This is a genomic window from Rhizobium sp. BK312 (assembly GCF_014193605.1).
In the GTDB taxonomy this organism is placed as follows: domain Bacteria; phylum Pseudomonadota; class Alphaproteobacteria; order Rhizobiales; family Rhizobiaceae; genus Rhizobium.
This window is the reverse complement of record NZ_JACHZP010000009.1, coordinates 268,790-293,757: the sequence shown is the minus strand read 5'-3', so window position 1 is coordinate 293,757 and position 24,968 is coordinate 268,790. Positions and strand designations below refer to the sequence as shown.

The window sequence follows — 24,968 nt, the reverse complement described above, 5'->3', positions numbered from 1 at the left end:
TAAAAAGCGTCTCCCGCAGGCAAGGCACCGGCAATTCCGTCGAAGCCGATCAGACCGCTCTAACTTCGGCAAGCCGCTTGACCGCGTATTCGTCCCGCCAGCAGACGGCAGCTTCCCATGCTGCAGATGCCTGTGCGGCAGCATCATAAGCACAGTCGTTCAGATCGGCAGCATTGTGGGGCAATACGAGGTCGAGGTCTGGAACGTCAACATGTGACTCGTCCCAGTCGATCAACGCGACGCGATCTGCGGTCATGCGGATATTGCCAGGGTTATTGGGATTTCCATGGACGACGCATGTCTGACGCCCGACGAGACGCGCCCACGCTGCTCGACATCGAGCGACGCCATCGGGCGGCATCGCGGCAAGATTGATCCTCGTTCCGGCTTCGACATGCAGGAGGTCGGTCGACGATTTCCAGCCGGGCCGTTGAGGCCAGCCCTGCGTCAGCCGGTGCAGCTCGCGTAATGTTTTGGCGACACGACGCCAATCGGCCCCTGTCTCCGGCGGTCCACCTTCCAGGTATTTCATCACCACCAGACCGTCCACGAACAGCCGACCGTCCATCGTCGGAATCGGCACCGGAACGGTCATGCCTTCATGATCGAGGTGCTGGAGCAGGGCGGTTTCCCAACCAAGATCAGCATCGGACCTGGAACCGAGACGAGCGACGGCAATCCCTCCGTGGATGCGAACGCTCCACACATCGTTGGCAACTCCACCGGTGAGTGGTTCGAGGCGGACCGCGTTTTCATCCCATTGCGCGAGTGCTTCCCATCCCATTGGCGATATCCTGGCGCGTGATTAGTGCTTTGCCTGACTCATTTTGTCCGCCGGCGCGGGCAATGCCAATGGTCAGGAGCCGCCATAATAGCGCCGAAACGAACTCACCGGGCCATTGCGGACCCGGTGAGCGTTTGTTTGCGTAATGACACCGACTTTGCGCCGAACGTAACGTCGATATGACGCAGCTCACATCATGAGAAAACGACGTTGGTATTGGCCATTTCGTTTGTAACCCATTGATATTCGCTACAAGGATCGCAAAAACCGATCCAGAAGTGGCCATATCGGAAGCTAAAACTGGCCAATTGAACACGGCATCAAAAAAGCCGGGCAGAACCCCCAGCCACTAACTTAAATGTGGAATCGTTAGGACCATGTTCAGCAATACCCCTAATAACACCGGTTATCGGGGGTATTGCTCATGCCGGAGATTTCTCCGGAAGATCCAAAGCGGCTTCGATTGCCTCTACCTTCCAGGGAGCAAACGTCAATTTTTGCAAAAATCCGCATTGGCCGAACTTCGGAGTCGCCGCCGTTCTATTCCCTGGACATGGTAGAGAAGATGCTCGCGATGTTCCGCGCCTACTTCAACTACATCGGCAAGCGGAGGCAGGGGAATACTCCAGCAATGCGCACCTCGGCTTGGCTAAAGGCGCGATCCGCCTCGAAGGCGTGGTGTACTTCTAATGATTGCTCAACCCCGGAGAGGAGAACGATTGTGACAACACGCGTACCTTTCGACCTAGACCGTTACCTAGATGGAATTGGGACCAGACCATGCTTCATCTGCGGCTGTGTCGCTGATGATCCGAGCTTCTTTCATCACCGCGTTTACGAAGACTCAGAGACGATCATTTTCTTGAGCAGGTATCCAACGCTGGAAGGGTATTGCCTCGTATGCCCTCGTGAGCATCGTGAGGACTTCTCGAAAGACCTGAGCAAAGCCGAGTACCTTCGCTTACAAGAGATGGTCTACCTCCTATCTCGGGCGCTGAAAAAGACATTCAACGCTGAACGGATATACGCACTATCCCTCGGCAGTCAGCAAGCAAATAGTCATCTTCATTTTCACGTTGCACCGCTACCAAGCGGCGTACCTTTAGAGAGACAGCAATACCATGCACTGATGGCCGAAAATGGTATCTTGCAGATTGATGAGCCCGAAATGGCGCGGTTAGCAGAGCGCATAAGGGCGGCGCTTGCCGCCGAATTGAAAGACCAACAACGTAGCTCTTCGGATGCTTGAGCTTCGGTTTGAGCCTGTCAGCATTCCCGCCCCCCTTCCGTGGACGGGAATGTGGAACTGTAAAATTTCAGCGATTCCACATTTAAGTTAGTGGCTGGGGCAGAACCCGGCTTCGTTGACTCTCTAATCAGTAGTTCCTTAAAAGCGCTCGATGTCCGACCTTCGGTAGAACGGCATCTCGGCCGCCACAAAGATCGGCGCAATTCCGGCATGGTCGAGATCGCGCTTCAGGTTCCAAGTACGTGTCCGCCGGCTGGTGGCGAAGTTGCCCAAGGACAGATACTGATTCATGAACGCCTCGAGCGCGCTGGGCTCGACCACAGTCTGCATGTTCCGCTTCACCGGATTGCGTCGCTTGACCGACGGCAAGTGACCGCCCTCGACCAATGCCTTGATGATCTTGCCCGAGGCCGGAATGACCGTCTCGAGCTGGCGGAGAGAGAAGCAGCCATGATCGTCGCCGATCGTTTTTGCCTTGATCTCGTCCGCGTCAAGTCTGATGGCTGCAAGCCCAGTCTCGCCTGCGACCCACGATACCTTCGCCAACGTGCCGCTGAGCACGAGTTCGATGACTTCGGCGAACGTGCAGCCCGCTTTGGACATGATCTCTCGGAGATCGCTAAGACCATTGTTGTCAGCGCGCGTGTCGGCGGCCTTCAGGCGGCGGAGCAGGTTATCGAGATCGTCCGGGGAAAACCTGCGGTCGACAGCAACTTCGGCTGATGCGCCATTGCCGCCGACGGGCTGGATGAAGCCGTGCTTCACCAGCATCTCGAATTGGACGCGCTCGGCACCAAGGTATTTTTTCGCGTCCGGCACATTGAGGCTGCTCTTGGCCACGAGGGCGAACCTTTGCATCGTTTTCGCGTCGAGCAGGATCCTTTCGAACGTCTTCGACTTGTCTTCGGACGGGATCAGCCCTTCGTTCACGAGCGTCTTCCGCAGCCGTTTCGGATGAACGCCGAATTCTACGGATGCCGACTGCACGGAGTGAAGCCGCCTCTCGGTGACTGGACCGAAGAACTCGTCACCTGGCCCGAGCGGGAGACTGTCCAGGGCGACGTCCCGCATGATTTGGCGGATCGGGTCGAATGCCTTGTCTTCCGTTTCGTGAGCGAGGCGCTCGTAAAGACGGCCGAAAATCGAGCGCCCGCCCATGTCGCTCAGTTTTCCATAGAAGCACTTTACCTGTCTGCGCAGATAATGACGGAAGTCCTGCTCGCCGCCGCGGAGGAGATCATAGCCAGCACCGGCACACGCCGACCATTCGTGTTCGTTGATGTTGGATGTATGGAATTGGGTGCCGTGGCGCTCTGCTACCCCGACAGTCTCGCACAGGCGAACGGCAACGTAGAGAGGGAGGCTGTCGAGCCACGCCGCTTCGGTCTGCTTTCCGCGGAGCCGTTCCTTCACGTATCGCTGGAGCCTGTCAGGCTTCATGAATTCGACGTCGGACAACATGCGCCTCACGTCGCCAAGCTGTGCGAGGTTGGCGGCAAAATCGTGGATGAAGACGGGAGGCGGATCCTTGTCACAGGTCATCAGTTGCACCCTATGGTCTTCGCAGCACCGGATCGATTTCACCAACCAGTCGACACGGCCGAAGGAACGGAAACCGCGCCGGCCACCTTTCTGGCATTCGTCACCGAGTACGCAGTAGGGGCAGAACCGCAGCCGCTGCCGTTGCACGGATGCGCGGGAGAGGAGCTGTCCCGCGACAAGGCTGAAGCGGTTGTCGGAGGAGATGATACCAGGAGCCAAAAATGAAGTTGGCACTCCGACGACCGAGCGGAATTTTTCGATGTCATCGTTGCATCCAACCGCAAGCCCCTGGAAGCGGAACCCTAAGTCGGCCCCAAACGAACGCGCGTGACGGTACCCGCATGCCGCTGCGAGACGAGAGCAGTAGCTCGCAACGCTCTCGCCAGCATTGAAGTTAATGATTTCAGACAGTCTGTTCATTGAGGACGTACTCCATATTTGGTGGCGTTCTTGCCCTTGGTCTTCAACTTGTTCTCTTCCCAAGCGCGGTCGTCATCGCGCAGCAGAGCCGTGGCGGGATCCAGATCCTGCCAGTTTGCTGCCGTGAAGACGTTCTTGCTGGGTCTGCATCCCGAGAACGACGCGTAGGTCTTGACGAAATCCTCGAGAAGCACATGCTCGCGGCCGGCAAGCATAGCGAGCTCGACTGAGGCGCGGATCATCTGCACAACCGATCCGAACTCGGCGTCGCAGGCATGCATCAGCCGCTTCAGGAAATCTCCTTCTTTCAGATCAATCCCGAGCTCCAAGCTGGCATGCTCGAGGACGATCGTGTTGAGGATGCTCTCGACGAGATCGGTGTTCTCATTGGCATCAACGGCATCGAACGGCACCACGGTCCGGCGGTTGTAGAGCTGCTTGCGGGCGAGAAAGCTCGCGAGCGGGGCAACGCCTACCAGAATCAGCCGCACGGGCCAGTCCGGCATCTGCGTGAGGTTTTTGAACGCATCGCCGATCACGGTCGCCTCCCGGATGGTGGCCGACTCTATGGTGTGCTGCGCTTCGTCGATGACGACCCACATCACCTTGTGAACTTTCAGCAGACGACGAAAAAGCAGCCATGCCTCGTTCTCTCGGATTCGGTCGGGCGGCGTATGCCCCAGAGCTTCGAGGCCGGCGATGGCGAGGAGGCGAGGTGTGCAGGGGGAGGGAGCCTCGATGAAGATGACGGGATGGATCCGCACCCCATCTTCATCGAAGTACGCCGCCATCGCGTTGAGGTTCTGGATATGCTTCATGATCGACGTCGTCTTCCCTGCGCCGGAGCGGCCGCAAACCGCCACGATGCGACGCTTGTCGGGTTTGCCCGTGATCGGTGTGGTCACGCTTGCGATGGAAGCCACAAGTGCATCCCTGAGGAGCTTGTCGCGATCCAGGGCGATGTACTCGCTGTAGAGCTGTGCGATGCGGTCGGCCACCGAAAGGCGGTCGGCACCGACCAAACCCCGGACACGGTCAATGGCGGCCTGGCTGCGTTTGGATTCGTAGTTTTCGGGCTGGGTCACAGCGTGCTCCTTATTCGTCGTCGAAAATGTCGTTGCTGATGCGGAGGATGACGGGGGCGTCGTCGTTCGCATCATCCTCGGGTTTCGGTTCCTGCGGCCGCGGGAGTGCGAGCGGTGTGCCGAGGGCCGGACGACCTCCGGCTTCGGCTTCCTCGCGGATGACTTTGGCGGTGCGAGTTTTCGCGTAGACGATCGGCGAGATGCGCAGCGCCGCGAAAAGCTCGTCCGAGGGGCGCCATTCTCCTTCGGGGCGGGGCTCGCCCTTGACAGGCGCTTCGGCGAGATCAAACTCCTGGTCCATCTTGCGCTCGAAGCGCTGGTAGTCCTCGTCGGTCAGGACCGGGTTCACCAGCCCGGCCTCGAGACGCGCCATCTCGGCCTGCTGCTTCAGCCACGCGAAGGTGTCGACAAGGATCTGTCGCGAGGCCTTTGCGTTCTCGCTGTTGAAGAGCCTCAGCCGTTCGACCGCCGCAAGCCATTGCCAGATGCTGACACCAGCGAGTTCGCGATGAACGCAGGGGACCTCGATCCATCCTTTTTCGGTGAGGATCGAGACAGCGTCGAGGTTGTGATTGTTTACGCGCCCAAGGACAGGCGTCTTCTTGGACTTGCGCCGGATCTGCTGCAGCTCCTTGCTCTGGAAATAAAGACCCGCGACGCGGTAGCCCTTCTTGGAGATGACGCGCTTCACGTACGTGCCGAAGAGATGGGTTCTTAGCGCCCCGGTTGGACCCGGCTGCACACCGTGGTCGCGCGCGAGTTCGAGCCAACGATTGAAAGGCGTCGCGCCGTTCAGGCCCGCATGCGGAGCATTGTGATAACCGTCCACAGCCCAGCGGATCAGGCATTCGGCGACGAGATCCGCTACGGCGGCGGCATGGGCTTCGGAGTCGTAGTCACCCTTTTCGGCGATGGATCCCCAAGTCCGGCCATCGAAGTAGTTGAACATCTGATGGGCGCAGGTCTGGAACCAGCGCTCGATGAAGCCGCGCATGGAGGCATCACCGGCACGGGGTAGGAAGATGCCGCAGCCCATGTCGTTGACGGCCACACGGTACGGGCGATGCGCGAAGTATACGGCGCTGTCGACCGCAACCGTCTCCCCGGTGCCGTGTTGCATCCACGGCGATTGGCAGCCGAGGCGGCGGGCAATGTCCGTCTTGTCGCGCGTCGACATTTCCAGAGCCGTCATCGCCGACTTCAGCGACGGCGGCTCTGCGCTGACGTGCAGGGCGATGATGCAGCGGGTGGCAACGCAGATCATGGCGGTGATCCAGAGCCGGATCCGCTTGATCTTCTTCCGCTCAGCCTTGGAGAGCGTCTTCCAGATGCCGATCTTCACCAGGAGGGTCTGGAGATCGATCTCGTGGTCGTCGCACTCGATACGCTCGAGAGCGCGGACAACGTCGATGCCTCCATGTTCGGGCTGCCACTCTTTGCGCGCGGTCTCCCGGCCGTCCCGGCCGAGTTCACGCCACATGTCCGGAAGCGCATTGTATCGATTGCGCAGTGTGTCCTCGCACGGGATGCGTAGCTGATCCTCAGGGGGACGCAACTTGTTTGCTGCTTCCATCAGTCCCACCATACCCCTGTGGATCTCAGCAAGATCGGGCTTGGTGGTCGAGCAGGCAGCGCGGACGGCGTCGTTGAGATACCGGAATTCGTCCGGCGTGAAGTACTCGGGGCGCTCGCTGCGGTAGTTGTTCTTCAGGCACGTTGGATCGAACTGGTTCTCTTCCAAGGCGAGGATCCAGCCTTTCACCGAGGATGGACTGGGTTCCCACAGCTCGACCTTGGCCTTTGTCGTGTAGTTCACACGACCCGTGGCCGTGGGCTTTCTGTTGGACCAGGCGGATCCGGAAGAAATCTGCAACTCACGCCACGCCCGAGCAATGATCGGGATGACGCGGAGCAGGGATTCGCGGGACTTGCTCACAGAAGGCGGCAGCGGAAGGCCATCGATGCGGGCCACCCTCCGCTCTTCCTTGTTCTGTTCCTTCAGCTCAAGAAACTTACGGACGACGAACTCTTTCCGGAGGACGTCTTCCTGGTCCTTCGAAGCGAGCACGCTCAGGCTGGAAGCGCCCCGGTTTCGTGCGTCCGCCTTGCTTTTGGAATAGAAGCCGAACTCGACCGTCATCGGGTTCACGGCGCGGTTCAGGCGCTCGTTGAGGTCGACCTGGGTGAAGCTGATGTTCGCGTTTGTCTCGTCCATCCGGCGAAGCACGGCACCGTTTCGGTCGCAGTAGAGGACATTGTACTCGATGCCGAGATCCTTGACGCGAGCGCCTTCTGGAAGTTTGACGAATGGGAGCGAGACGGGCGCGTGCTGGAGGGCGAGCGCAGTTCGGATGTGATCCTGCATGGTATTCTCCTAGTGTTTGTGGTTGAAGCGAACGAAGGGGGCGTCGACGAGCCTGAGGTCGGGCCGGACCGGAACGAGGACCTCGTCGTGGATCAGGCACCACACGGCATTCTCCGCCGCAGCCCTCTGCTCGAAACTCGCCGTCAGAGTCATCAGGCAAACGGTTCCCTGGAACTTGGACGCGAAATCACGGAGTCTTTCGTTGTCGTCGGCGACCGAAGAATTCAGGGCGCGGAGCACGCTCTTTCCATTCCATCCGCGCGCATCAGTGATTTCCTTCTCGGTGAGGATCGTGGCTTCGTCGGCGAAACCCTCCAATGACCCGAGGTTGATGCTGGCGATGGTTTCGGGAAGGCCGTCCTTTTCCAGGAGCCAGGACGGGCGGACGGCGACCACAATACGGTTTCGCGATCCGCACATCGTGGTCCGATAGTCGATCGTATGCTTCTTCTCGCCGTCCTCATCCATGACCGGAATTGCGGACGGCTGATCCTCCACGAGGGCGATGTGGCGAGACGCGCAAAGCATGTACGCGAGATTCATCTCGTACGTGCTGCTGTATGAGATTGCCTTTCGTGTTTTCGGGTTCGTGATTGTGCCTCGCGAATGGCCCTTCGTACGTGCCGGATACCAGCGGCTCGGAGTAGCCTCGGCGGTTGGCTGCCACAGCCAGGGAATGCTGACGAGGCCTGAGTAGTCCTCTTCGTCGTGTGGATCTGCCTCGAAGGGGACGTAGCGGCCGGAGAGGGGACCGCCTTGCTTAAGGAATACAGTCTCTGTGGGCAGCGGAAGGAGCGTGCGGTCGTATCCGGATTCGACCTCCTTCATGAAGCGAATAAGCTGTCTGACGCGGGTCATTGGAGGCTCCGTTGAACGCAGGTGTCCGATCCCGGCCGCGTCGCGCGGACGGGCGATGGCTGTCTGGTGGAAGGAATGTCGCTAGAGCCGGGGCGGTCCGGGCGGTGTCATGGAGTGAAGATCTTCCGTCGCCGACCATCTGAGAGCTGATGGCCCCGCTTTGCGCGTTCGACCTTACGGAAAGCGCGCATTTCCGCGTCGCTTTCGAAGTGCTCGACGCGCCCGGTCAGGCGATCGGTCGTTGCGCATCGCATCCCTTGATCCTCGCTGCGTCTACGCTGTGCAGTCTTTCGGCGATGTTCGACCTTAGGCATGGGAGTCCTCCGCGCGGCCGACGGTGGCCCAGACCAAGTCTCGGAAGCGGCCGTAGGGCATGACCTTGAGCTGAGGCTCACCAGCTGATGTGAAGTGGGCGTTCATTTCCTTGAAGTGGACCGCCATAACGGCCCATAGTCTCCAGGTGTGGTCGGGAACCTTCACCGCTGCGCGGAACGCTGCTGCCAGCGTTTCGGCCTCGAAGTTTGCGTAGTCGGCCGGACGGGCATCTCCAGCAGTGGCGCCGGCAGCATTCTCTGCCAGGCTGAGCGCGTCCGAAGAGGCGGACAAATTGTCAAGGTCCATGTGTTGGCTCCCGTTGGTGTTGGGTTTTCAGGCGACTTCGATCGCAGCGAGGATGGGCTCCGCCGACCGAATGATCTCGAACGGGCTAATCCGGTGCCCGTAGCGCTGCTGGTTCACGAACTCGGTCGGAAGGCTCGGGACGAGGCGATGGAACGCCGACGCCGACGGAAGCTGCGTTGCGCTACCGGAGCGGCGATGGTCGGAATCGATCATCGCGCACAGCGCCCCGTAGAGATCGCGCATGCTCGGTCGCCTCGGATCGGCGTAGGCAAGCGCGACCGAGCGGAACAGTCTCATTTCGTCGTCGGTGAACTTGTCGCTGGGATTGTCTGCCGCCCATGCGCGAAGTCGAGCTCCATGGATCTCGATGATTTCGCTGGCGGCATGCTGGTAAGGGTGTGAGATATGCAGCATTGTGCTGCTCCTTCTATAATGGAGACGAGACGGAAGGGCGGAGCGCCCTCCCGCTTGGCAAGCCGGATCAGTGAAGGCGCCCAAGGATGGCGCGACCAATCTGCTCGCGCAGCAGCGCGCTGTCGGAGGGTTCGTCGAAGTCATCTTCCGCACCTGGTGCCCACGTAACCAGCCGGGTTTCACCACGCGTGACTCCCAGACGGCGAAGGCGGGCGAGGTTGCGGAACTCCTGAAAGGCGCACCAACGAAGGCCCAGGAGCTGGCATTCCGCCTTCATCGCCATGAAACGCGATGCGATCTCCTCGAAGCGCTTTGCGCGAGAGCACTTCGTGGCGTACGCTTGGTGGATCTTGATCTCCTCGCGCGAGTAGCGGGTCGAGGTGCGGCGGCTTGCAGTGTTGGCAGTGTGCATGTCGGTCTCCGTTGGTGACATGTGGACGTGCGCCGTCGATCCCCGGAGTGACCGAGTTCGCGGCAAATCTGAATTTTGGGTTTGGCCGCACGCGCGGCGGGATTTCAGATCAGGGCGGGGCGCGTGCGGATCGGATCAATGTCAGCATGGACAGAACTTTCGTCGGGACACGAGTGGTCGATCCCGGCAGCGGTTGGCGCCGGGTAAAATCAAAAAAATGTCAGAAAGAGATCAGGCTATCGCTGCAACTATTGCGGCCGCGAGAGGGAGGAAGGTGCTATCGTCTACTGCGTACATCGTGGAACCCCACTGAGATAACCAGCTACAACTCCGGTCCTAAGATATGAATTGACCGTGCGGAGCCGACTACAGGCTGCAATCGTACAAACAGCTATTTTTGTTGGATTATTTCAGCGTCCGAACCATGGGGCAGAGCATGCTCGCCGGGGTCTCTCTACCCAGCGCTGCGATGCTTCAGGCCTGACCTATAAAATGTGCGTATATCCGCGTCATGGTTGGCTCCCACCTCAGGGTGCTCATATTTAAGACATATTAACCAAGCCGAGTCTACAGAAAAATCTATCATTATATCAGATGTTTATGCGTTCATGTTAAGTTCTTGTGTCAACAATTTTGAGACATGAAGCCTCGAATCCTTCAAATCCTTTTGTGACTTGCCAGCCCGCCTCCGATCCTATGCTTATCGGATACGGAGAATGAATCCATGGGCTACTTCACGCAGATACTGATCGAGGCAAAGGAGCGATATGGCCACATCCTCAAGGAGCGAGGCCTCGTGATGCGAGGGGAGCGCCGGGACGGTGATTTGAATCTCGTCTTCAGGAGCAAGGGCGCGGGCGATTGGGATCTTCCGGTCGAGCTGTACGTGCCGGGCAAGGGTGAGACTGGCAAGGCCCGAGCGGAATGGGAAGATGTCGTGTTGACCGCGCATATCCATTCGAAGGTGAAACTCGGCGACACCGGCTGGATAGGATTCGTTCCGCGACACAGCGAAACGCTCGAATTCCTCGAGGGCGATGTCATGTCGGATTTCGTGGAGGGAATCGCGGCGTATCTAAAGGAGTGCGTGCTTCTGCCTGCCGGCGCCCTGGAGAAGAAAGTGGCTCCGGAACTCGCCGCGGCCTACTTGGACTTCACGGAAACTCTCGGGCTGGACGACGGCGATATCGCGTTTTCGACCGACGGCAATGTTCAAACGCTGACTGTCGAGGACGGTGCCGGGCAGTCCGTCAGCTTCGTTTGGACGGAGAAGGGGGTTACCGGCCAGGTTCTGGTCAACGGTAAGACGGTCTCAAAGATGAGGGCTCCCGAACCCTGGCAGATTCACGAGGCCCTCGTTCACCACTTCGAAAGGCGAACGGATCGAAAGCCTAAGTAGGCTCGACCTCCGGTCCCGGTTCCGGCTGAGCATCGCGTTGCTTGAGGTAGGCCGCCATCTCGAGCTTCCGTTCCTTGTCCGCCGCCTTCACCTGAGCCAGGAGCTTCTTGGCGTCCTTAAATTTCTTGCCGTAGCGATCCTTCAGGTCGTAGACGTCCTGCTTTGTCATGGCGTTCAGACGCAATCGTGGCGGCATTATAGCGGGCTTGATGCCAATCAGGGTTTCGTCGAACGGGACCAGTGGTGGTGCGTCGATTGAATTCGGCAGTCGTCCGGATAGCGCGCGAAAGATGGCAAGACCGACGGCCTTCGCCATCTGGGGAGGGAAGGCGTTGCCGATCTGGTAGAACTGCTGAACCGCGCCGCCTTCGAATTTCCACGCCTTGGGAAAGCCCTGGAGTGCCTTGACCACGTCGACGGTCAGAAAGGGAAGCGCGTTAGTATCGGCGATGGTGCCGAGGGCAGCGGGTTCATCACCGATGTGCTTGGCGTCTATTTCAAACCCGAGCTCAGACTTCCATCGTTGCACGATCTCGCCTCTGGCTTTGTAAAGGCTCGACAGGACCGTGTACGAAGTCTGGCCACCATATTTTGCGAGCCAGTTTTCCGCCCATTCGTCATACACGGCACCGCCACGTCCCCGATGCGGGAACAGTATTTCAGCGAGAGTATCCCTCATTGTCGTATGCTGCCCGCCCGTCGGCGTGGAGAACAGACCCGGCTGGTCGTCGCGAATACCGACGAGCACGACGCGCTCACGCGATTGCGCAAGTCCGAAGTCTTCGGCATTCATCCTGTGCAGACCGATCTTGTATCCGAGCGCCTTCAGCTTTCGGAATACCTTGGCCCTGTACCTGATGAATTTCTCGTGGGTGAATCCATCGACGTTCTCGAAAAAGAATGCTCGCGGCCGGATGATATCGACGTAGCGAACCGCCTCGTCGAAGAGGTTGCGGTTGTCCTTTTCGCCCTTTTGCTTTCCCGCCCCCGAGAACGCCCTGCATTCGACGCCGCCAGCAAGTAGATCGATGCCATGGTACTGGCGTAGATCGACGTCCTTGACCTCTTCGATGCGGATCTTGCGAACTGTCCAGTTCCAGTTCTTTCGAAGTGTCTTGGCCGCGTTCTTGTTCATATCGAACAAGGCGACAGGCGTGAATCCTGCGCCGAGAAGTCCGATGGCCTGTCCGCCAGCTCCCGCGCAGATCTCCAAGAACCGCAGTGGCTGAGCTTCGTCTGCCTGTTCGGGGGCTGCCGGCTCAGGCGCGGTTTTGCATGGAAGCAGGAATTCGAGTGCTTCCTGGAGTTCTGAACTCCAGAGATTGCCCCGCTCGAACGCAAAGCCGTAGCCTTGCTCTCCGAAGCCGAACCTGCCTCTGGCAAACCGCTTCAAGGATTCCTGTGCAGCCGCGAGCCGATGGCGATTGCTACCGGCCTTCAAACCATCGAGACCGGCCTCCGGAAGGACGATATCGCCATATAGCCCCTGAAACTGTCGGAAGACCGATTTGGCCAACTCGGATATGTCCTTGATACCGGCATCGTGCCCGGGCGCGTAGACCACATGGTCGTCCGGGTCGTACGACGGTTCCGGCTCGTACTGATCCACAAAGGAGTCGATCTTGTCGAGCAGCGTCACGGTAGCCTCTCCAAGCGCTTCGACAAGAAATGCGGTCTTGGCGTTGGCGCTGGAGCGCAGGGCACGCTGGCGACTGCGCTCGGAGTAGGCGCGTTCGCCGATGCTGTTCCTCGTGGCGATACGGCGTAGGGCTGAAATCGTCGCGACGTCTACATCGTCACCGGCTGCAAGGCTGTCCAACGCCGCCTGCCGTGTGGCGGGGTTTGCCGTGATGATGGCCTTGACGACTGGGAAGGACGTGGCGCGCTTGCGAAGGATGTGCGCGTGGTCACCAAGGATCTCATTGAACGAAAGAATTGCGGAGATGTCTGTTTGCGGGACGCCGCACTCGACGACGAGGAAGCTTCGGAGGTCGTCGTCGCTCATCGATCCGCGAATGCGTTCGATGTCAGCTATCATGTCGATCTGCGCCTTCGCCACTGAACGGCGGTTTGCAAGGATGCGCTTTTTCAGTACGCCCACATCCTCGCTTGGTTCTTTACCTACAGCCATCGCCAGCTCCTGTTTCAGGGCTGTCTTACCGGCTGAAGCCTTCTGTCCCGGAAAGGGAATGAGTAAAATGCTCTCTATCTCGTTCGTTTTTCGCCGGTCACGTCAGTGATAGAGAGGGCGGCTGCGTTCGTCAGTGTTGGCAAGGCCCTTTCGTGAGGATCGAGTTCGGCCCGGTCGAACCTCGGTAGCGGCACGTCGAACGGGGGTTCAACGAACCAATGAGCCTTCATCGGATGATGGACGCCGGGAAGGGGGAATAGTTTGTGGATCGCGAGGAAGTCATCGACATTGGCGGTCAGGATCGGCGTCCGGTGAGCGATGGCCACCGCCGATATCATCAAGTCATGGCCAAGCCGGTTGCTCTTCTGGTTCTTTTGAGCGGTCCACAAGTGTCGAAGACCGGGTACCGATGTCATTTCCGCGTATTTGGCGGCCACCTCCACCGTCATCTCCGGAAAGGGAAAGCCCATCCTCACGACTTCGTTGGCCCAGTTTGCGATGCGCATCGCACTTTCGGGATTGTCCCTCAGTCTGAGATGGGCTCCACGCATCAATTCTGTTACGACAGGGAAGCAGAGTGCCAGACGATGGATGCCGACACGGAGCAGCCAGGGTCGAAGTCCCGGGGGCGCCTTCCGGCGGCCCATCAGACTGACAATGTCAGTATCCATCAAAAGCAGTGGTTCTGCTTGCACGGCATAATCCTGTGACCAGGTATGGGATTCTTGAAAAATTCCGGGGCACTATCCAATTCGATGTTACAATGCGTGGGCTGAATTCGTCCGTAAGGGGCCTAGATGAAGAGTACTTCCGACTGGCAGAGACAAGAAGCCGAAGCCCGCATCCAAGAGGTATTGGATGCGGCAAAAAAACTCGGCACTCAGAGAATTATTGATCCTGACGGCAGATTTCTGGTGACCTACGAGCCTGTAAAGAAAACGTTGACAGAGCTGTTCGCACAACCCGGCCCGCTTTCTGACGACGATCTCAATCTCTGATCATGTTTTCTGCTGGTGCGGAAACGTAGCCGGCGAGGCGGCGCCCAACAAGACAATAAGTGCGCTTATCAAGCGCGGCGCAGCTATGCCACTGATCGGCTTAAAGAATAATCTTCACTGACTTGTCTTGAAATTAGACAATCTCCATCGTTTTCGCCTCCGCCTAATCGCAATGTTGCAGGATCATCGAAAACAATTTTCCGTTCTGCCAGTTGACGGATAACTTTTTGTTCACTAATTGTTCTCGTCATGAGCAACATCTTCGCACAATCCCTTCGAATAGGTTGACGGATTTCCGGGACCGGTCCCGGCGCCGCCCAGATTGCTGTTCGTTGGAGTGCTGGTCATGAAGGCCATGTATGCCCATGCTGCAGGCGATGAAGCTTGCGAGATTCCACGCTACCGCCCTTATTTTCCTTTCATCACGCTCAAATGCATTGGCCCGGCTCTTTATAGGTCGCGCAGTGCACGGGACTACGCCTGCTTGCTCGATCTCGATCCGAGCGTCACATCCTGGCAGTGCGCCACTTTTTTTCTGGGAGACAATAGCAGCGACCGAAAATTCACGATCGATTTCATCGTCGAGACGACTGACGACCGCGCAATTGTGGAAATCTGGGAACGCCCTCCCGACGACACGTCGTGCGTTGCAGATGCCGCGAGGCGGTACGGATATCGCTATCAGGCCGTATGCATGCCTGAGCTCCGCAAGCAGCCGCGCCTGCAGAACGCGAAAGATCTTATTCGCTATGCGGGCTACGACGCGCCACTCGGCGATCGCATCAGGCTTCTTGCTGCTCTCGACGAGCTTGGTTCGCTGACGCTTGCGGAATGCCTCGCCGCCATCCGCGATGGCCGACCGATGCAGACCATTGCGGCCATGATCCTCCAAGGCCACGTCGAGGTCGATCTCGACACCTCGTTGCTCGGACCGGACAGCGTCGTCCGCCTCGCCAGCAGATAGGAGCGGCCGATGAGATCCTTCAATTTCACCGCGCACACTTCCACGCTCGAGGTACATGCCTACAGACCGCTCCTCTGTGACGGGATTGGTCTGCTTGTTGCCATGGACGAGATGGTATCGGAGACGGCAGCCGAGCGTATGTCGGTCGTCAGGGAAGGGCGGCCGATGCGGTTTGTGGCCGCGCTCGCCCTGCAAGGATTCATGGAGTTCGATCTGGACGGAGCCCTGATCTGTCCAGACACGCAGGTGCGCCGGATACGCGGATGACGTGAAGCGCCGATGCGCCGGATTCAACGTCATCATTCAGCTATTCCAGGAACTCACCAATGAACATCATCTCTCCAAGACGGCAGGGATTCTCTCTGCCGGAATACATCGCCTGCGCGGGCATCAGGCGCGCTATCCGCACATACGCACGCGCTGACCGCTTCGCTGTTGCCCTCGTTCTTCCACTATGGGAGGACAAGGGGACCTACATGCGGGCTGCGGCCGCGCTTTTGAACCCTCGCACCGACTTTCGGCCTCCTGATCGCGTCCACGTCGGCGACGACCAGCCGGAAACTTACGATGCAATTTTCGATGACTCGAACAACAAGCAGACCATCGTCCTGATCAAGGCAAAGGAGGACATCCCAGACGAAATCGCGCTCGCGTTCGATGCCATCGTTCATGTCGATGCACCTTCGACCCGGCAGATCCAAGGGGTGGTCAAATGGGTCTATAACCTCGACATCACGGCGGAGGAGGCCGAAATTCTTGCGCGCAGCAATTGGAGGCACCTGAAGCTCGCCGTCACACGGGGCCGACCGATGTCGCGGGTTCTGGCGACGCTTCGGAAATTGGAGACAGTCACACCAAAGGCTGAGCCGGGAAGTCCGATCATCGACAAGTCGACGAGGCTGGAGGACATGGCTGGCTACGGCGAAGCGAAGGGATGGGGTCTGGACCTCGCCCGCGACATCGCTGACTGGCGCTCGGGTTCGCTGGCATGGGACGACGTCGACAGAGGGATCATGTTGTCCGGTCCGCCGGGTGTCGGAAAGACGATCTTCTCGCAAGCGCTGGCGGCGACGTGCAACATGGAACTTGTCATCGCATCCTACGCCAAATGGCAAGCGAAAGGTCATTTGGGCGACTTTCTCAGGTCCATGCAGGCAAGCTTTGCGGAGGCCCGGAAGAAAGCTCCGGCTATCTTGTTCCTCGATGAACTCGATGCCTTCGGCGACCGCAACACCGTTGTCGGCGGCAACGCGTCCTACGACATTAAGGCGACGAACGGACTGCTTGAACAGTTGGATGGTCTCGAAGGGCGTGAAGGCGTTGTGGTAGTCGGCGCCTGCAACCATCCGGACTGGATCGACGCAGCTATCACGCGCCCTGGACGTCTCGACCGTCATATCCGCATTCCCTTACCGGATCTCGAAGCCCGCGCTTCAATCTTCCGAATGCATCTCAGGGGAGAGCTTACTCACGACGACCACCGCGCCTTTGCCGAAGCCACGGATGGCATGACGGGTGCGGGCATCCAGCAAATCGTCAGGAATGCCCGCAGAAGCGCGAGGCGCGGCAGGCATCCGGTGACGGCAGCGGACGTCATCCTGCAGGTTCCGCCTCTCGTTGTCGTGCCGACCGAAGTCGTTCGGGTGAATGCGGTGCATGAGATCGGTCATGCAGTCGTCGGCGCCGTTCTAGGCATGAAGCTGTCGAGCGTTTCCGTCGCATCGACATTGAGACCGGGGCAATCCGTGCAGTCGGTTGGGCGGGCCGTGTTCGCGCGCAATGTTTGGGCGCGACGCACGAGGGAACATTATCTCGACATCATCACGATGACGATGGCGGGAATGGCGGCCGAGCAGCTTCTTCTCGGGTGCTGGGACGATGGCTCTTCCGGCGGCGCGGGGTCCGACCTGCACGAAGCGACGAAGACTGCCATCGCGCTGGAGAGGTCATTCGGGATGGGCCATATGCTGGCATCCTACGGCCCGGTTGACGACAGGGTCGCAAACGAGATCAAGTCCCTCGATGCGGCGCTCACGGTGCAGGTCGACGCCATTCTCCGCAAGCAGCTCGAGCGGGCGACGGCGATCCTCGAACGGCATCGTGAGACGTGCTTGAAGCTCGTGACCGAACTGGCAAAGCGCGGCGAGCTGCCTGGCAAGGAGGTCATGGAGGCGCTCGACGAAGATGGCGGGGGCGATCTCGTCAGGTTTGTTCGGGGAACTTGATTCCGGATCGCGGGGTCGATAAGCAATCCAACTATGAAATCACGATCACCGGGTCGGCGGAGCAATCTGCCGGACGGCCGTGAGAGCGCCCAGGACTCCGGGACAGCGGAGAAAGACCCGTCCTCCCGGAGTTTCAATCTTTCGTAACGAAACAGTTTCGAAAGGTCGATCATGGAACGGCTTGAACGCGAGGCGCCACTTCCTGTCGAAATGCAGGGTCAGTGAACAGGCATCGAAGATTTAACTTCGGAGCTGATCGTAGGTTAGTGTGTAGACCAAAGCTCGTAATATCCCCGCGGCGGACTGTCGAAGTCGGAGATTGGCATGCCACACCATGGAAAGAAGGATGAGGACGAAGCCGGTGATACCGGCTCGATCGCGCCCCACAATGAAACGCTTGGCGACGCGCTTTCAAAGGCGGGATTCGAGCCGGCCAAGGTCGGCCGCAAGATCATATCCCAAGGGAAACGCAGGGAAAGTCTGAAGAAGTGGACTTCCAAGGATGCGGACAAGTAGAGCTTCGGTGCGCTATTGCGGGTTGCTCCCTTCGGCTACGGGCGGCTGTTCGTCCTGCTCAGACGGGAGGGGGAGCCGCCCTGCGTCAGCCGCATCTATCGGCTTTATCGTGAAGTAGGGCTTTCCGTGCACAAGCGGAAAGCCAGGCGGCGTGCGGTCTGCAGGCGTGCGCCGATCCTGATTGAATCGAAGCCCAATGCCCGCTCGTAAAAGTTTCATAGCAGGTCAGTTCTGATGCACGTTTGTTTCAGCGATCGCAAGCGGGCATTGATCGTTGCACTGTGCTGTACATCCTTGCCGGAACGCCGGCAAAGTCCAGGTAGACGAACTCAAGGCTCGTCTATCGCTGGGATGATCGAAATCCTGAGCTCTTCTGGTATGTCAAACACGTAGTCTGCGCGGCGCCCGCCGACGATCAGTTTGCCTTCCTTGCGCGAAATCGAAAAGCTAACGGGGGACTTGGGGTCGGCTGCCCACTGCGACAATCGCTGGATGTTTAGCTGCGAAAGGAACTGAACCTGATCCCGGAGATCCTCCCGCTTTCTCTTGAGCAGATCGAGACTGCGTTTTAAATCGCGGGACACTGCAAGGCGCTGGATCGGATTCAGTGCGCGGATCGCGCCTGCTGTCGTCGGCGCGACTGCGCGCAATGCCGTGACTGCATCCAAAATCGAAGGGTACAAGGCCTTGCGGGCGGGATTCATCGCTGCGTAGCCTATTATCGGGAATGCAGCCACGGGGATTGTCTCGAAGGCTTCTTTTCCTTCCTCGACTTCCTCCTCGGAGCCATCGCGGCGAACATTCACCTTTGCGACGGTTTCATTGAGATGCAGCACGCCGCCTCTGATCTCGCGCCAGAAGTTGGAGACGCCCTGCGACTTTGTGATTCTGTTTTCGATCTGCGGGAAAAACTCGTCAGCGGCCTGGGCAATAGGCAAAAGCTCTTCGCCTGCGCGTATCCAATTCGGCATTCTTCCAATCTGACGAAGGATATGGTCAAGAACTCGTCGCTCATTCTCGCGCCGGACCAGATCCTGATACGCTTCCTCATGTCCGGATCTGTTGATCGCCGCGAAGCAATCCTTGCCAATGAGACGAATTACCTTTTCGTCTTCGAACCAGGCAATGAGGCCTTCACCGAACTTTCGATGGTTCGGAGTGCAGCAAGGGCACGGAGAAAATTCCTTTCGCCTGCGCGCAACAGCCGAAATCTCGATGCGATCGATATAGATGGGCGGCTTGCCATCTTTCGGAGGAGGGGCGTGTGTATGGCCACGCCATTCATAGGGTCGTCCCGTTTGAAGTGAAAAGTCTTTGATCTCGCGGATCACGTCTTCTGTCGGGTACGCGGGGAAGATCGCCTTCACCTCGAAACACGATGGCGGGACATCGACCCAAAGTGTGGATATTTCTAATCGGGCATTCCAATTGGCATTCTCAGCCTGTTGCCGCAATCGCGAATCACCTTCTGTAGTGGATGTTCTGCGTAATATAACACTATATGTAGTATCTTCTAGGTGGGTGTGGAATATTTTTCTAATAGCGGCAACGGCTATCGGGAACACTGACGTTTTACTAGTCAGGTGCTGCGTATTGCTATCGATTTCCGCATTCTTGTGTTGGGCGCTGCTTTAGCCACTCGATGAATGTGTCCATGCTGTCTTCGTTGGAGGGTTCCTGAATGTAGGCCTCCAATTCCACCACTGCGCGACGGATGACTGTGATGACGAAGCCCGCCATTCCTTCGCGGCTACGGCCCAAGCGTTCGTTCAGGGTCGACCAGGTACCGTGAAGAATGCGGGATCGATCGCGGACGAGATTGGTTGCAAACTGCTTCGCGGTGAGTGCGGAACCAGGCGAGATGGGATCGCCAGGCTGAAGCTCAAAGAAGCATTCGAGGATTGCGAGCAGTCGCTGGGTGCTTCCCGATCCGTTTTCCGATCCGAGCAAAACCTCCAAGGCGGTTTCAAGCTTGGCGATGGCGATATTGTCGATGGGCTCCGAGAGTGCCTCGTGCAGCCAGTACGCGCCGTCGCACCATGCGCTTTCGAGCTTGGGCAATCGATAAGCGCCTGTGCTGAAAGATCGAACAACGTTGCCAACCGCGTCCGCGACAGATCGCGAATGATGGAGGATTTCCGCAAGCGTGCCACGACCGATCGCGAGTCCGGGCTCCTTCCTGGTCCAGCTTGCGCCAAATAGCCCATTCGCCTCGGAAAGGACCTGTTTCTGGGATGCTCCGCGGCGGGAATCAAGTCGGCTCATGCCGCTCGTATCGAAATTCGGCGCGGCAAGCTGGAGCGCCACAATTGCGAGGTCCACGCTTAGTTCGCCGACTTCCTCCGCTCGTTGTGGCTCGCACCCCTCGACTTCGACTCGAGCAAGCCAATAAGCGCGGGTGTCGTTCATCAGCTTAAGAAGTGAATTGAAGCTTTGCTTGCTTAGAGCATCCGGTGTCGGTCCGTCAGTGTAGGAACCCTGTTTGGAAATCTCATCGAGATGCACGAATGTCACTGATCCGATGCTGAAGCTAGGGGCGGGCCATGGGGTTAGAACGCATGGAACAAATATCCTGCGCGGGATGGCGAGAGCTGTGAACCATGCGTCGAAGTGATCGATCAATCGCCGAGCATCCGCCTCGACAATAGTTGTGGGATCACGTCCGGCGTACGTCTCGATCTGAGCAAAAAGCTCGTTCTGGAGATTGGCGAAGCTTGCTCCTCGCGCGATCAGCGGACGGCGCATGAAGCACTCGCATAGTCGGTTGAACGCATCACGCCCGCCTGGGAGGATCGCAGTCTTCGACATAGGACTCGTCGTTGGTGGCTCCCGTCCCTGGGCGCGCATAGCCGACAGGTACTCCGGATGCAGAGGAATCAATGACCGCTCGAGGTTTTTCACAATGGTTCGTAGGAAGCCGATTTCCTCGGACAAAGGTTCATTCATGGCACGAAGTTTCTCCTAACCCCTGCATCCACGCACCATAGCAGTGCCACAGCCTGAATTACATGCATGCCGAGCGGCGATTGGGATCCCGGCGATCGTCGGCTTGGCGTCCCTGTGCTCGGGATTTCTACGCCGCGTTGGATTTGATGAAAACGAGTGCCGGATTGGGAGTTTGGCTCGAAATCAAAGAACCAAAAGCGCCATCTCGATGGTGATCCAGGGTTGGGCGTAGGCAGATCAGATGCGGGTATCGGCCGATCCGCTTGAGGATTCAACCCACTTCATCTCGCCCTTTGCGAGCTTGGCGCCTAGTTCGAGGGAGCCGACGTCGGCGAGATCGGGATACCGTATAGTCATCGCGGCGATCGAAGCGGAGCCGTCCTTGGCCTTCAGTTCCTCTTCGTGGAAGGCGACGCGATAGTCGCGGGTGAACTTGGTGGCATCGCGCCCTGCGGGGCCTTCTGTCTGGTGGGCTAAGTAACCTTCCTTCGGAGGCGCCCGCTACCAATGCGTGCTTATTGTCTAATATTCAATCATCAAACGTGACCTACTGACATATCGTGTCACTAGGTCGGGCTATATCCGTTTCAGCCACATATCACCAGGAAAGGAATAGAACCATGGCTGAACAGAACGCAACGGCTGGCAAGATCGCTCGCGCCTATGGCGAGGCAATGGCCAGCAAGGACGTCGACGCTATCGTCAAGATTTCCGCAGACAATATCGTCTGCAGCTCGCCCATCGGCAAGACCACGGGCGTGGCCGCGTTCCGCGGCTTCCAGGAAGGCTTTGCCCGCATGATCAAGAAGCTCGATATTCTCGCCGCCTACGGTGACGAGACGCAGGCCGTGCTCGTCTATGCCGTCGAAACCCATCCGGTTCCGCATTCGCTGGTCGCCGAGCTGATCCAGGTCAAGGACGGCAAGATCGCCTCCACGGAAGTGATCTACGACGCCACGCCCTATGCGGCCTACATGTCCACCGTCCAGCCGCACTGAGCCGTTCGCCGGGAGCATTCGACATGATCATCATCACTGCTGCAACGGGCCGCTACGGGCGGCTCGTCATCGGAGCACTCCTACGCCGCGGCGTCGCGGCTAACAACATCGTAGCGGCCGTCCGCGATCGCGCCAAGGCAGGGGATATTGAAGCGTTGGGCGTCGAGGTCCGTGAAGCCGACTACGACAAGCCTGAAACACTCGTGCCTGCCTTCGCCGGAGCGGAACGGCTGCTGCTGGTCCCGTCGGCCGACTTCGGTCAGCGCTATCCGCAGATGAGGCGTGCCGTGAAGGCAGCCGTTTCGGCAGGCGTACCGGTGGTCGCCTACGCAGGGTAAGTCAACAGCGACGCCAGCACTCTTCGCCTGGGCGACGAGCACAAGCAGACAGAGGATCTGATCCGGCATTCGGGTTTGCGGCACGTCTTCCTGCGCAACGGGGCCTACATCGAGGTCTATGCCGGCGATCTCGGCAACATTGGCTATGCTCTCGCTACAGGCAAACTGATCGGTTCGGCAGCCTATGGTCAGCTTTCGGGTGCGAGCCGTGACGACCTCGCTGAAGCGGCGGCCGCCGTCCTGACAGGGCCGATCGATGGCGACGCGATCTACGAGCTCGGTGGGACCGCATTCACCATGGACGATCTGGCGGAGGCGATCTCGAAGGTGACCGGCAAGCCGCTGGTCTATGAAGACCTTCCGGTCGACCGCTACAGCCAGGCGCTTGCCGCCGCCGGAGTTCCGGCTTTCTTCGCTGACATCATCGCCGATGCCAGCTTTGCTACCCAGCGTGGTGACTGGTATACTGACAGCGTTGATCTGCCAAGGCTTCTCGGCCGTCCGAGCACGCCGCTGATCGAGGTCGTTGAGGCAACTCTTAAGAGAAATGGCCTGCTATGAAGCGGATCCAATATGATCAATATGGCGGCCCGGAACTGATGAAGCTCGAAAACTTCGAGCTTCGCACGCCGGGTAAGGGCGAAGTCGCGGTGAAGGTTCATTTCGCTTCGATCAACCCGATCGACTGGAAGGTACGGAACGGATATCTGAAGATGGTGACGGGGAAGAAGTTTCCCCGCGCGATGGGCAGCGACTTTTCCGGTGTCGTCACCGCGGTTGGTCCCGGTGTCACCCGCTTCAGGCAGGGTGACGAGGTGTTCGGCTCGGTGCGCATCCAGGATGGCGGCGCCCTCGGCGAAGCTGCGATCACACCAGAAACCTTCATCGCCCGGAAGCCTGCATCGATCTCGTTCGAAGATGCGGCGTGCCTCGGTACTCCCGGGGTGACGGCCTGGAATGGGCTCGTGGACAAGGCGAAAGTCTCGTCGGGTCAGCGTGTGTTCATCAACGGCTGCACTGGTGCAGTAGGCGAGGCGGCGGTCCAACTGGCGGTGTCCCTCGGTGCCACGGTTGGCGGAACGTGCAGTGCCGCTGCTATGCAGCACGCCAGCGAACTGGGCGTGAAGCCGCTTTTCGACTATCGCACTACGGATCTGACGAAGATCGGCGATCGTTTCGACGTAGTCTACGACACGGCTGGAACCATGACCCTTTCCGCTGCCTTCGGGCTTCTGCGATCGGGTGGCGTCTTTCTCGACATCAATCCGACCCCCGGAAAGTTCATCCGCTCGATCTTCGATCGAAAGCTGAAGCCGATCGTATGCTCGGCGAGAGCCGACATTCTGGACGGTCTTGCCGAGGCGGCCGCCGAGGGCAAGCTCAGGCTTCCGATCGGCGAGATCGTGCCGCTGACCGAGGCAATCGGTACCATCACGGCGCTGGAAAGCGGCCGCAAGGCCAACGGAAAGGTTCTCGTCCGCATGGACTAGGGCCGATCTTGCTTCCGGCCTATAAAATAGGCCGGAGCATGTTTTGTTTCAGGATAGGATCATGTCCCAAAGCCAGCGACTGTTCGACATCCTTCAGATTCTCCGCCGCCATCGGCAGGCGGTCTCGGGGACCTATCTCGCCGAGCAGACGGGTGTTTCGCTACGCACGATCTATCGGGACATCATCCTCCTGCAATCGATGGGCGCCGAGATCGAAGGCGAGCCCGGTTTCGGCTATGTGCTGAGGCCCAGTTTCATGCTGCCGCCGCTGATGTTCTCGGAAGAGGAAATCAAGGCAATAGCGCTCGGCGTGCAATGGGTGAGCCGCCAGACAGACGACGAGCTTTCGTTTGCCGCTCAGGATGCGCTGGCCAAGATCGAGGCGGTTCTTCCCTCAGAACTGCGCCACAAGGTCAACGACAACGACTTCCACGTTCACTATCCCTTGCAGAAGGACGAGGCGATCGACCTCAAGATCCTGCGCAAGGCCATGCAGCAGCAGATGAAGCTGCACATCGTCTACCGGGACGGCAAGGGAGCCGACACCGACCGTGTCATCTGGCCGATCGGGATCGCCTTTGCGGAGACGATGCGCGTCATTGCCGCCTGGTGCGAGCTGCGCCAGGATTTCAGGGCGTTCCGCACCGACAGAATCCAGCAGGCGGAACTGTTGGCCGACCGTTACCCTGGCCAACGACGAGAGCTCGTCAAGCAGTGGCGGACCCAGGTCGAGGAAGAGAGAGCCAGAGCCGCGGCGCCTTAGCGGTCGGTGAGGAGGAGCATTGCCTACCGCCTCATACTGACATTCCCTGTCAAACGATGGCGATAGCATCGCCGATCGACTCCGCTCGCTCCGCGCAGGCGGGCATTGCCTCATTCTCAAGACAGCCGAGGAACGATGGTTGCCTACTATACGATATGGAATCGTAACGCCGTGAACTTGGAAGGATTGAGAGACTACGCGGAGGCCGCGGCTCCCTCAGTGGAATTCTACGGAGACAGGTTCGCATCCCTTCGCGGACAGCTCGAGCGCACCGATGGCGAAAATCTCGAAATGCAGGTCGTCGCAATAGAGTTTCCAACCATTGCCATTGCTCGGGAATGGTACGGATCCTCACGATCCGAACTTGCCAGAAGCCTTGGCTCAATGTTGAAGGGCTTCGATGCCTTTTTTCTCGACAGCGTCGGCGCTTTGAGCTGATCGATCGGTTGA

The 24,968-nt window shown here is 58.8% G+C and carries 25 protein-coding genes and 1 pseudogene; 14 read left to right on the top strand and 12 right to left on the bottom strand.

Annotated elements, in window-relative coordinates; all coding sequences use genetic code 11:
* Window positions 1–49: 49 nt before the first annotated feature.
* Entirely contained in the window at window positions 50–784 is a 735-nt protein-coding gene (locus tag FHT85_RS24525) for a phosphotransferase enzyme family protein (RefSeq protein ID WP_112412032.1), read from the bottom strand.
* Window positions 785–1,505: 721 nt separating this feature from the next.
* Here FHT85_RS24525 and FHT85_RS24520 point away from each other — a divergent pair.
* A complete protein-coding gene (locus tag FHT85_RS24520) occupies window positions 1,506–2,033 on the top strand; it encodes an HIT family protein (protein WP_112412146.1) in 528 nt (175 codons plus the stop codon).
* Window positions 2,034–2,171: 138 nt separating this feature from the next.
* Here FHT85_RS24520 and FHT85_RS24515 read toward each other — a convergent pair whose 3' ends face one another.
* The 7 genes from FHT85_RS24515 to FHT85_RS24485 all read right to left on the bottom strand — a co-directional run bounded on the left by FHT85_RS24515 (window position 2,172) and on the right by FHT85_RS24485 (window position 9,750).
* A complete protein-coding gene (locus FHT85_RS24515; protein ID WP_162709721.1) occupies window positions 2,172–4,058 on the bottom strand; it encodes a TniQ family protein in 1,887 nt (628 codons plus the stop codon).
* Window positions 3,992–5,080 (bottom strand): ATP-binding protein, encoded by a 1,089-nt coding sequence (locus FHT85_RS24510; RefSeq protein WP_162709723.1) that lies wholly within the window; start codon window positions 5,078–5,080, stop codon window positions 3,992–3,994. Before FHT85_RS24510 ends, FHT85_RS24515 begins: the two co-directional genes overlap by 67 nt.
* Before the next feature lie 10 nt (window positions 5,081–5,090).
* Window positions 5,091–7,445, bottom strand: coding sequence for a hypothetical protein (locus FHT85_RS24505; RefSeq protein WP_112412035.1), 2,355 nt, complete (start codon window positions 7,443–7,445; stop codon window positions 5,091–5,093).
* A gap of 9 nt (window positions 7,446–7,454) precedes the next feature.
* Entirely contained in the window at window positions 7,455–8,303 is an 849-nt protein-coding gene (locus FHT85_RS24500; protein WP_112412036.1) for a hypothetical protein, read from the bottom strand.
* Between the two features lie 306 nt (window positions 8,304–8,609).
* Complete coding sequence (locus FHT85_RS24495; RefSeq protein ID WP_112412038.1) at window positions 8,610–8,924, bottom strand: hypothetical protein; 315 nt, start codon at window positions 8,922–8,924, stop codon at window positions 8,610–8,612.
* 27 nt (window positions 8,925–8,951) lie between these two features.
* Window positions 8,952–9,338, bottom strand: coding sequence for a hypothetical protein (locus FHT85_RS24490; RefSeq protein ID WP_112412039.1), 387 nt, complete (start codon window positions 9,336–9,338; stop codon window positions 8,952–8,954).
* Window positions 9,339–9,405: 67 nt separating this feature from the next.
* Entirely contained in the window at window positions 9,406–9,750 is a 345-nt protein-coding gene (locus FHT85_RS24485; RefSeq protein ID WP_112412040.1) for a hypothetical protein, read from the bottom strand.
* Between the two features lie 724 nt (window positions 9,751–10,474).
* On the opposite strand from FHT85_RS24485, the gene FHT85_RS24480 reads away from it, so the two are divergent.
* Window positions 10,475–11,149 carry a hypothetical protein gene (locus tag FHT85_RS24480; protein WP_112412041.1) on the top strand — a complete coding sequence of 225 codons (675 nt, stop codon included), beginning with the start codon at window positions 10,475–10,477 and terminating at the stop codon, window positions 11,147–11,149.
* Here FHT85_RS24480 and FHT85_RS24475 read toward each other — a convergent pair.
* Entirely contained in the window at window positions 11,142–13,280 is a 2,139-nt protein-coding gene (locus FHT85_RS24475) for a DNA cytosine methyltransferase (protein ID WP_112412042.1), read from the bottom strand. The genes FHT85_RS24480 and FHT85_RS24475 overlap by 8 nt on opposite strands.
* 74 nt (window positions 13,281–13,354) lie before the next feature.
* Window positions 13,355–13,786 (bottom strand): hypothetical protein, encoded by a 432-nt coding sequence (locus FHT85_RS24470; protein WP_246780078.1) that lies wholly within the window; start codon window positions 13,784–13,786, stop codon window positions 13,355–13,357.
* Between the two features lie 291 nt (window positions 13,787–14,077).
* Here FHT85_RS24470 and FHT85_RS24465 point away from each other — a divergent pair, with 291 nt between their 5' ends.
* The 6 genes and pseudogenes from FHT85_RS24465 to FHT85_RS24440 form a co-directional block, all read left to right on the top strand.
* On the top strand, window positions 14,078–14,278 hold the full coding sequence (locus tag FHT85_RS24465; protein WP_112412044.1) for a hypothetical protein: 201 nt from the start codon (window positions 14,078–14,080) through the stop codon (window positions 14,276–14,278).
* A gap of 346 nt (window positions 14,279–14,624) precedes the next feature.
* Window positions 14,625–15,242: a hypothetical protein gene (locus FHT85_RS24460; RefSeq protein ID WP_112412045.1), complete on the top strand. Its 618-nt coding sequence runs from the start codon at window positions 14,625–14,627 to the stop codon at window positions 15,240–15,242.
* A gap of 9 nt (window positions 15,243–15,251) precedes the next feature.
* Complete coding sequence (locus FHT85_RS24455) at window positions 15,252–15,509, top strand: hypothetical protein (protein WP_112412046.1); 258 nt, start codon at window positions 15,252–15,254, stop codon at window positions 15,507–15,509.
* A 59-nt stretch (window positions 15,510–15,568) separates the two neighbouring features.
* Complete coding sequence (locus FHT85_RS24450) at window positions 15,569–17,467, top strand: AAA family ATPase (protein ID WP_112412047.1); 1,899 nt, start codon at window positions 15,569–15,571, stop codon at window positions 17,465–17,467.
* Window positions 17,468–17,791: 324 nt separating this feature from the next.
* Complete coding sequence (locus FHT85_RS24445; protein WP_112412048.1) at window positions 17,792–17,983, top strand: hypothetical protein; 192 nt, start codon at window positions 17,792–17,794, stop codon at window positions 17,981–17,983.
* A 30-nt stretch (window positions 17,984–18,013) separates the two neighbouring features.
* A pseudogene (locus FHT85_RS24440) lies at window positions 18,014–18,187 on the top strand (IS3 family transposase); the annotation flags it as partial.
* Between the two features lie 125 nt (window positions 18,188–18,312).
* On the opposite strand, the gene FHT85_RS24435 reads toward FHT85_RS24440, so the two are convergent.
* Both FHT85_RS24435 and FHT85_RS24430 read right to left on the bottom strand, forming a co-directional pair.
* Window positions 18,313–19,437: a hypothetical protein gene (locus tag FHT85_RS24435; protein ID WP_162709727.1), complete on the bottom strand. Its 1,125-nt coding sequence runs from the start codon at window positions 19,435–19,437 to the stop codon at window positions 18,313–18,315.
* 142 nt (window positions 19,438–19,579) lie between these two features.
* Entirely contained in the window at window positions 19,580–20,929 is a 1,350-nt protein-coding gene (locus FHT85_RS24430) for a hypothetical protein (protein ID WP_162709729.1), read from the bottom strand.
* Between the two features lie 620 nt (window positions 20,930–21,549).
* Between FHT85_RS24430 and FHT85_RS24420 the strand changes: the two genes are divergently transcribed.
* The 6 genes from FHT85_RS24420 to FHT85_RS31020 all read left to right on the top strand — a co-directional run bounded on the left by FHT85_RS24420 (window position 21,550) and on the right by FHT85_RS31020 (window position 24,956).
* On the top strand, window positions 21,550–21,927 hold the full coding sequence (locus tag FHT85_RS24420; RefSeq protein ID WP_112412051.1) for a nuclear transport factor 2 family protein: 378 nt from the start codon (window positions 21,550–21,552) through the stop codon (window positions 21,925–21,927).
* 23 nt (window positions 21,928–21,950) lie between these two features.
* Complete coding sequence (locus FHT85_RS30615; protein WP_246780077.1) at window positions 21,951–22,265, top strand: NAD(P)H-binding protein; 315 nt, start codon at window positions 21,951–21,953, stop codon at window positions 22,263–22,265.
* Window positions 22,266–22,340: 75 nt separating this feature from the next.
* Entirely contained in the window at window positions 22,341–22,826 is a 486-nt protein-coding gene (locus FHT85_RS30610; protein ID WP_246780076.1) for a hypothetical protein, read from the top strand.
* A complete protein-coding gene (locus tag FHT85_RS24410; RefSeq protein ID WP_112412052.1) occupies window positions 22,823–23,755 on the top strand; it encodes an NAD(P)-dependent alcohol dehydrogenase in 933 nt (310 codons plus the stop codon). The genes FHT85_RS30610 and FHT85_RS24410 overlap by 4 nt, the downstream gene beginning before the upstream one ends.
* Window positions 23,756–23,816: 61 nt before the next feature.
* Window positions 23,817–24,518: a helix-turn-helix transcriptional regulator gene (locus FHT85_RS24405; protein WP_112412053.1), complete on the top strand. Its 702-nt coding sequence runs from the start codon at window positions 23,817–23,819 to the stop codon at window positions 24,516–24,518.
* A 135-nt stretch (window positions 24,519–24,653) separates the two neighbouring features.
* Entirely contained in the window at window positions 24,654–24,956 is a 303-nt protein-coding gene (locus FHT85_RS31020) for a DUF1330 domain-containing protein (protein ID WP_112412054.1), read from the top strand.
* Window positions 24,957–24,968 lie beyond the last annotated feature (12 nt).

What these genes read in the sequence shown, in the direction of transcription:
- FHT85_RS24525 (WP_112412032.1), bottom strand. Translation starts at nt 784, where the DNA reads ATGGGATGGGAAGCACTCGCGCAATGGGATGAAAACGCGGTCCGCCTC.
- FHT85_RS24505 (WP_112412035.1), bottom strand. Translation starts at nt 7,445, where the DNA reads ATGCAGGATCACATCCGAACTGCGCTCGCCCTCCAGCACGCGCCCGTC.
- FHT85_RS24500 (WP_112412036.1), bottom strand. Translation starts at nt 8,303, where the DNA reads ATGACCCGCGTCAGACAGCTTATTCGCTTCATGAAGGAGGTCGAATCC.
- FHT85_RS24495 (WP_112412038.1), bottom strand. Translation starts at nt 8,924, where the DNA reads ATGGACCTTGACAATTTGTCCGCCTCTTCGGACGCGCTCAGCCTGGCA.
- FHT85_RS24490 (WP_112412039.1), bottom strand. Translation starts at nt 9,338, where the DNA reads ATGCTGCATATCTCACACCCTTACCAGCATGCCGCCAGCGAAATCATC.
- FHT85_RS24485 (WP_112412040.1), bottom strand. Translation starts at nt 9,750, where the DNA reads ATGCACACTGCCAACACTGCAAGCCGCCGCACCTCGACCCGCTACTCG.
- FHT85_RS24480 (WP_112412041.1), top strand. Translation starts at nt 10,475, where the DNA reads ATGGGCTACTTCACGCAGATACTGATCGAGGCAAAGGAGCGATATGGC.
- FHT85_RS24475 (WP_112412042.1), bottom strand. Translation starts at nt 13,280, where the DNA reads ATGGCTGTAGGTAAAGAACCAAGCGAGGATGTGGGCGTACTGAAAAAG.
- FHT85_RS24470 (WP_246780078.1), bottom strand. Translation starts at nt 13,786, where the DNA reads ATGCGCATCGCAAACTGGGCCAACGAAGTCGTGAGGATGGGCTTTCCC.
- FHT85_RS24465 (WP_112412044.1), top strand. Translation starts at nt 14,078, where the DNA reads ATGAAGAGTACTTCCGACTGGCAGAGACAAGAAGCCGAAGCCCGCATC.
- FHT85_RS24460 (WP_112412045.1), top strand. Translation starts at nt 14,625, where the DNA reads ATGAAGGCCATGTATGCCCATGCTGCAGGCGATGAAGCTTGCGAGATT.
- FHT85_RS24455 (WP_112412046.1), top strand. Translation starts at nt 15,252, where the DNA reads ATGAGATCCTTCAATTTCACCGCGCACACTTCCACGCTCGAGGTACAT.
- FHT85_RS24450 (WP_112412047.1), top strand. Translation starts at nt 15,569, where the DNA reads ATGAACATCATCTCTCCAAGACGGCAGGGATTCTCTCTGCCGGAATAC.
- FHT85_RS24445 (WP_112412048.1), top strand. Translation starts at nt 17,792, where the DNA reads ATGCCACACCATGGAAAGAAGGATGAGGACGAAGCCGGTGATACCGGC.
- FHT85_RS24430 (WP_162709729.1), bottom strand. Translation starts at nt 20,929, where the DNA reads ATGAATGAACCTTTGTCCGAGGAAATCGGCTTCCTACGAACCATTGTG.
- FHT85_RS24420 (WP_112412051.1), top strand. Translation starts at nt 21,550, where the DNA reads ATGGCTGAACAGAACGCAACGGCTGGCAAGATCGCTCGCGCCTATGGC.
- FHT85_RS30615 (WP_246780077.1), top strand. Translation starts at nt 21,951, where the DNA reads ATGATCATCATCACTGCTGCAACGGGCCGCTACGGGCGGCTCGTCATC.
- FHT85_RS24410 (WP_112412052.1), top strand. Translation starts at nt 22,823, where the DNA reads ATGAAGCGGATCCAATATGATCAATATGGCGGCCCGGAACTGATGAAG.
- FHT85_RS24405 (WP_112412053.1), top strand. Translation starts at nt 23,817, where the DNA reads ATGTCCCAAAGCCAGCGACTGTTCGACATCCTTCAGATTCTCCGCCGC.
- FHT85_RS31020 (WP_112412054.1), top strand. Translation starts at nt 24,654, where the DNA reads ATGGTTGCCTACTATACGATATGGAATCGTAACGCCGTGAACTTGGAA.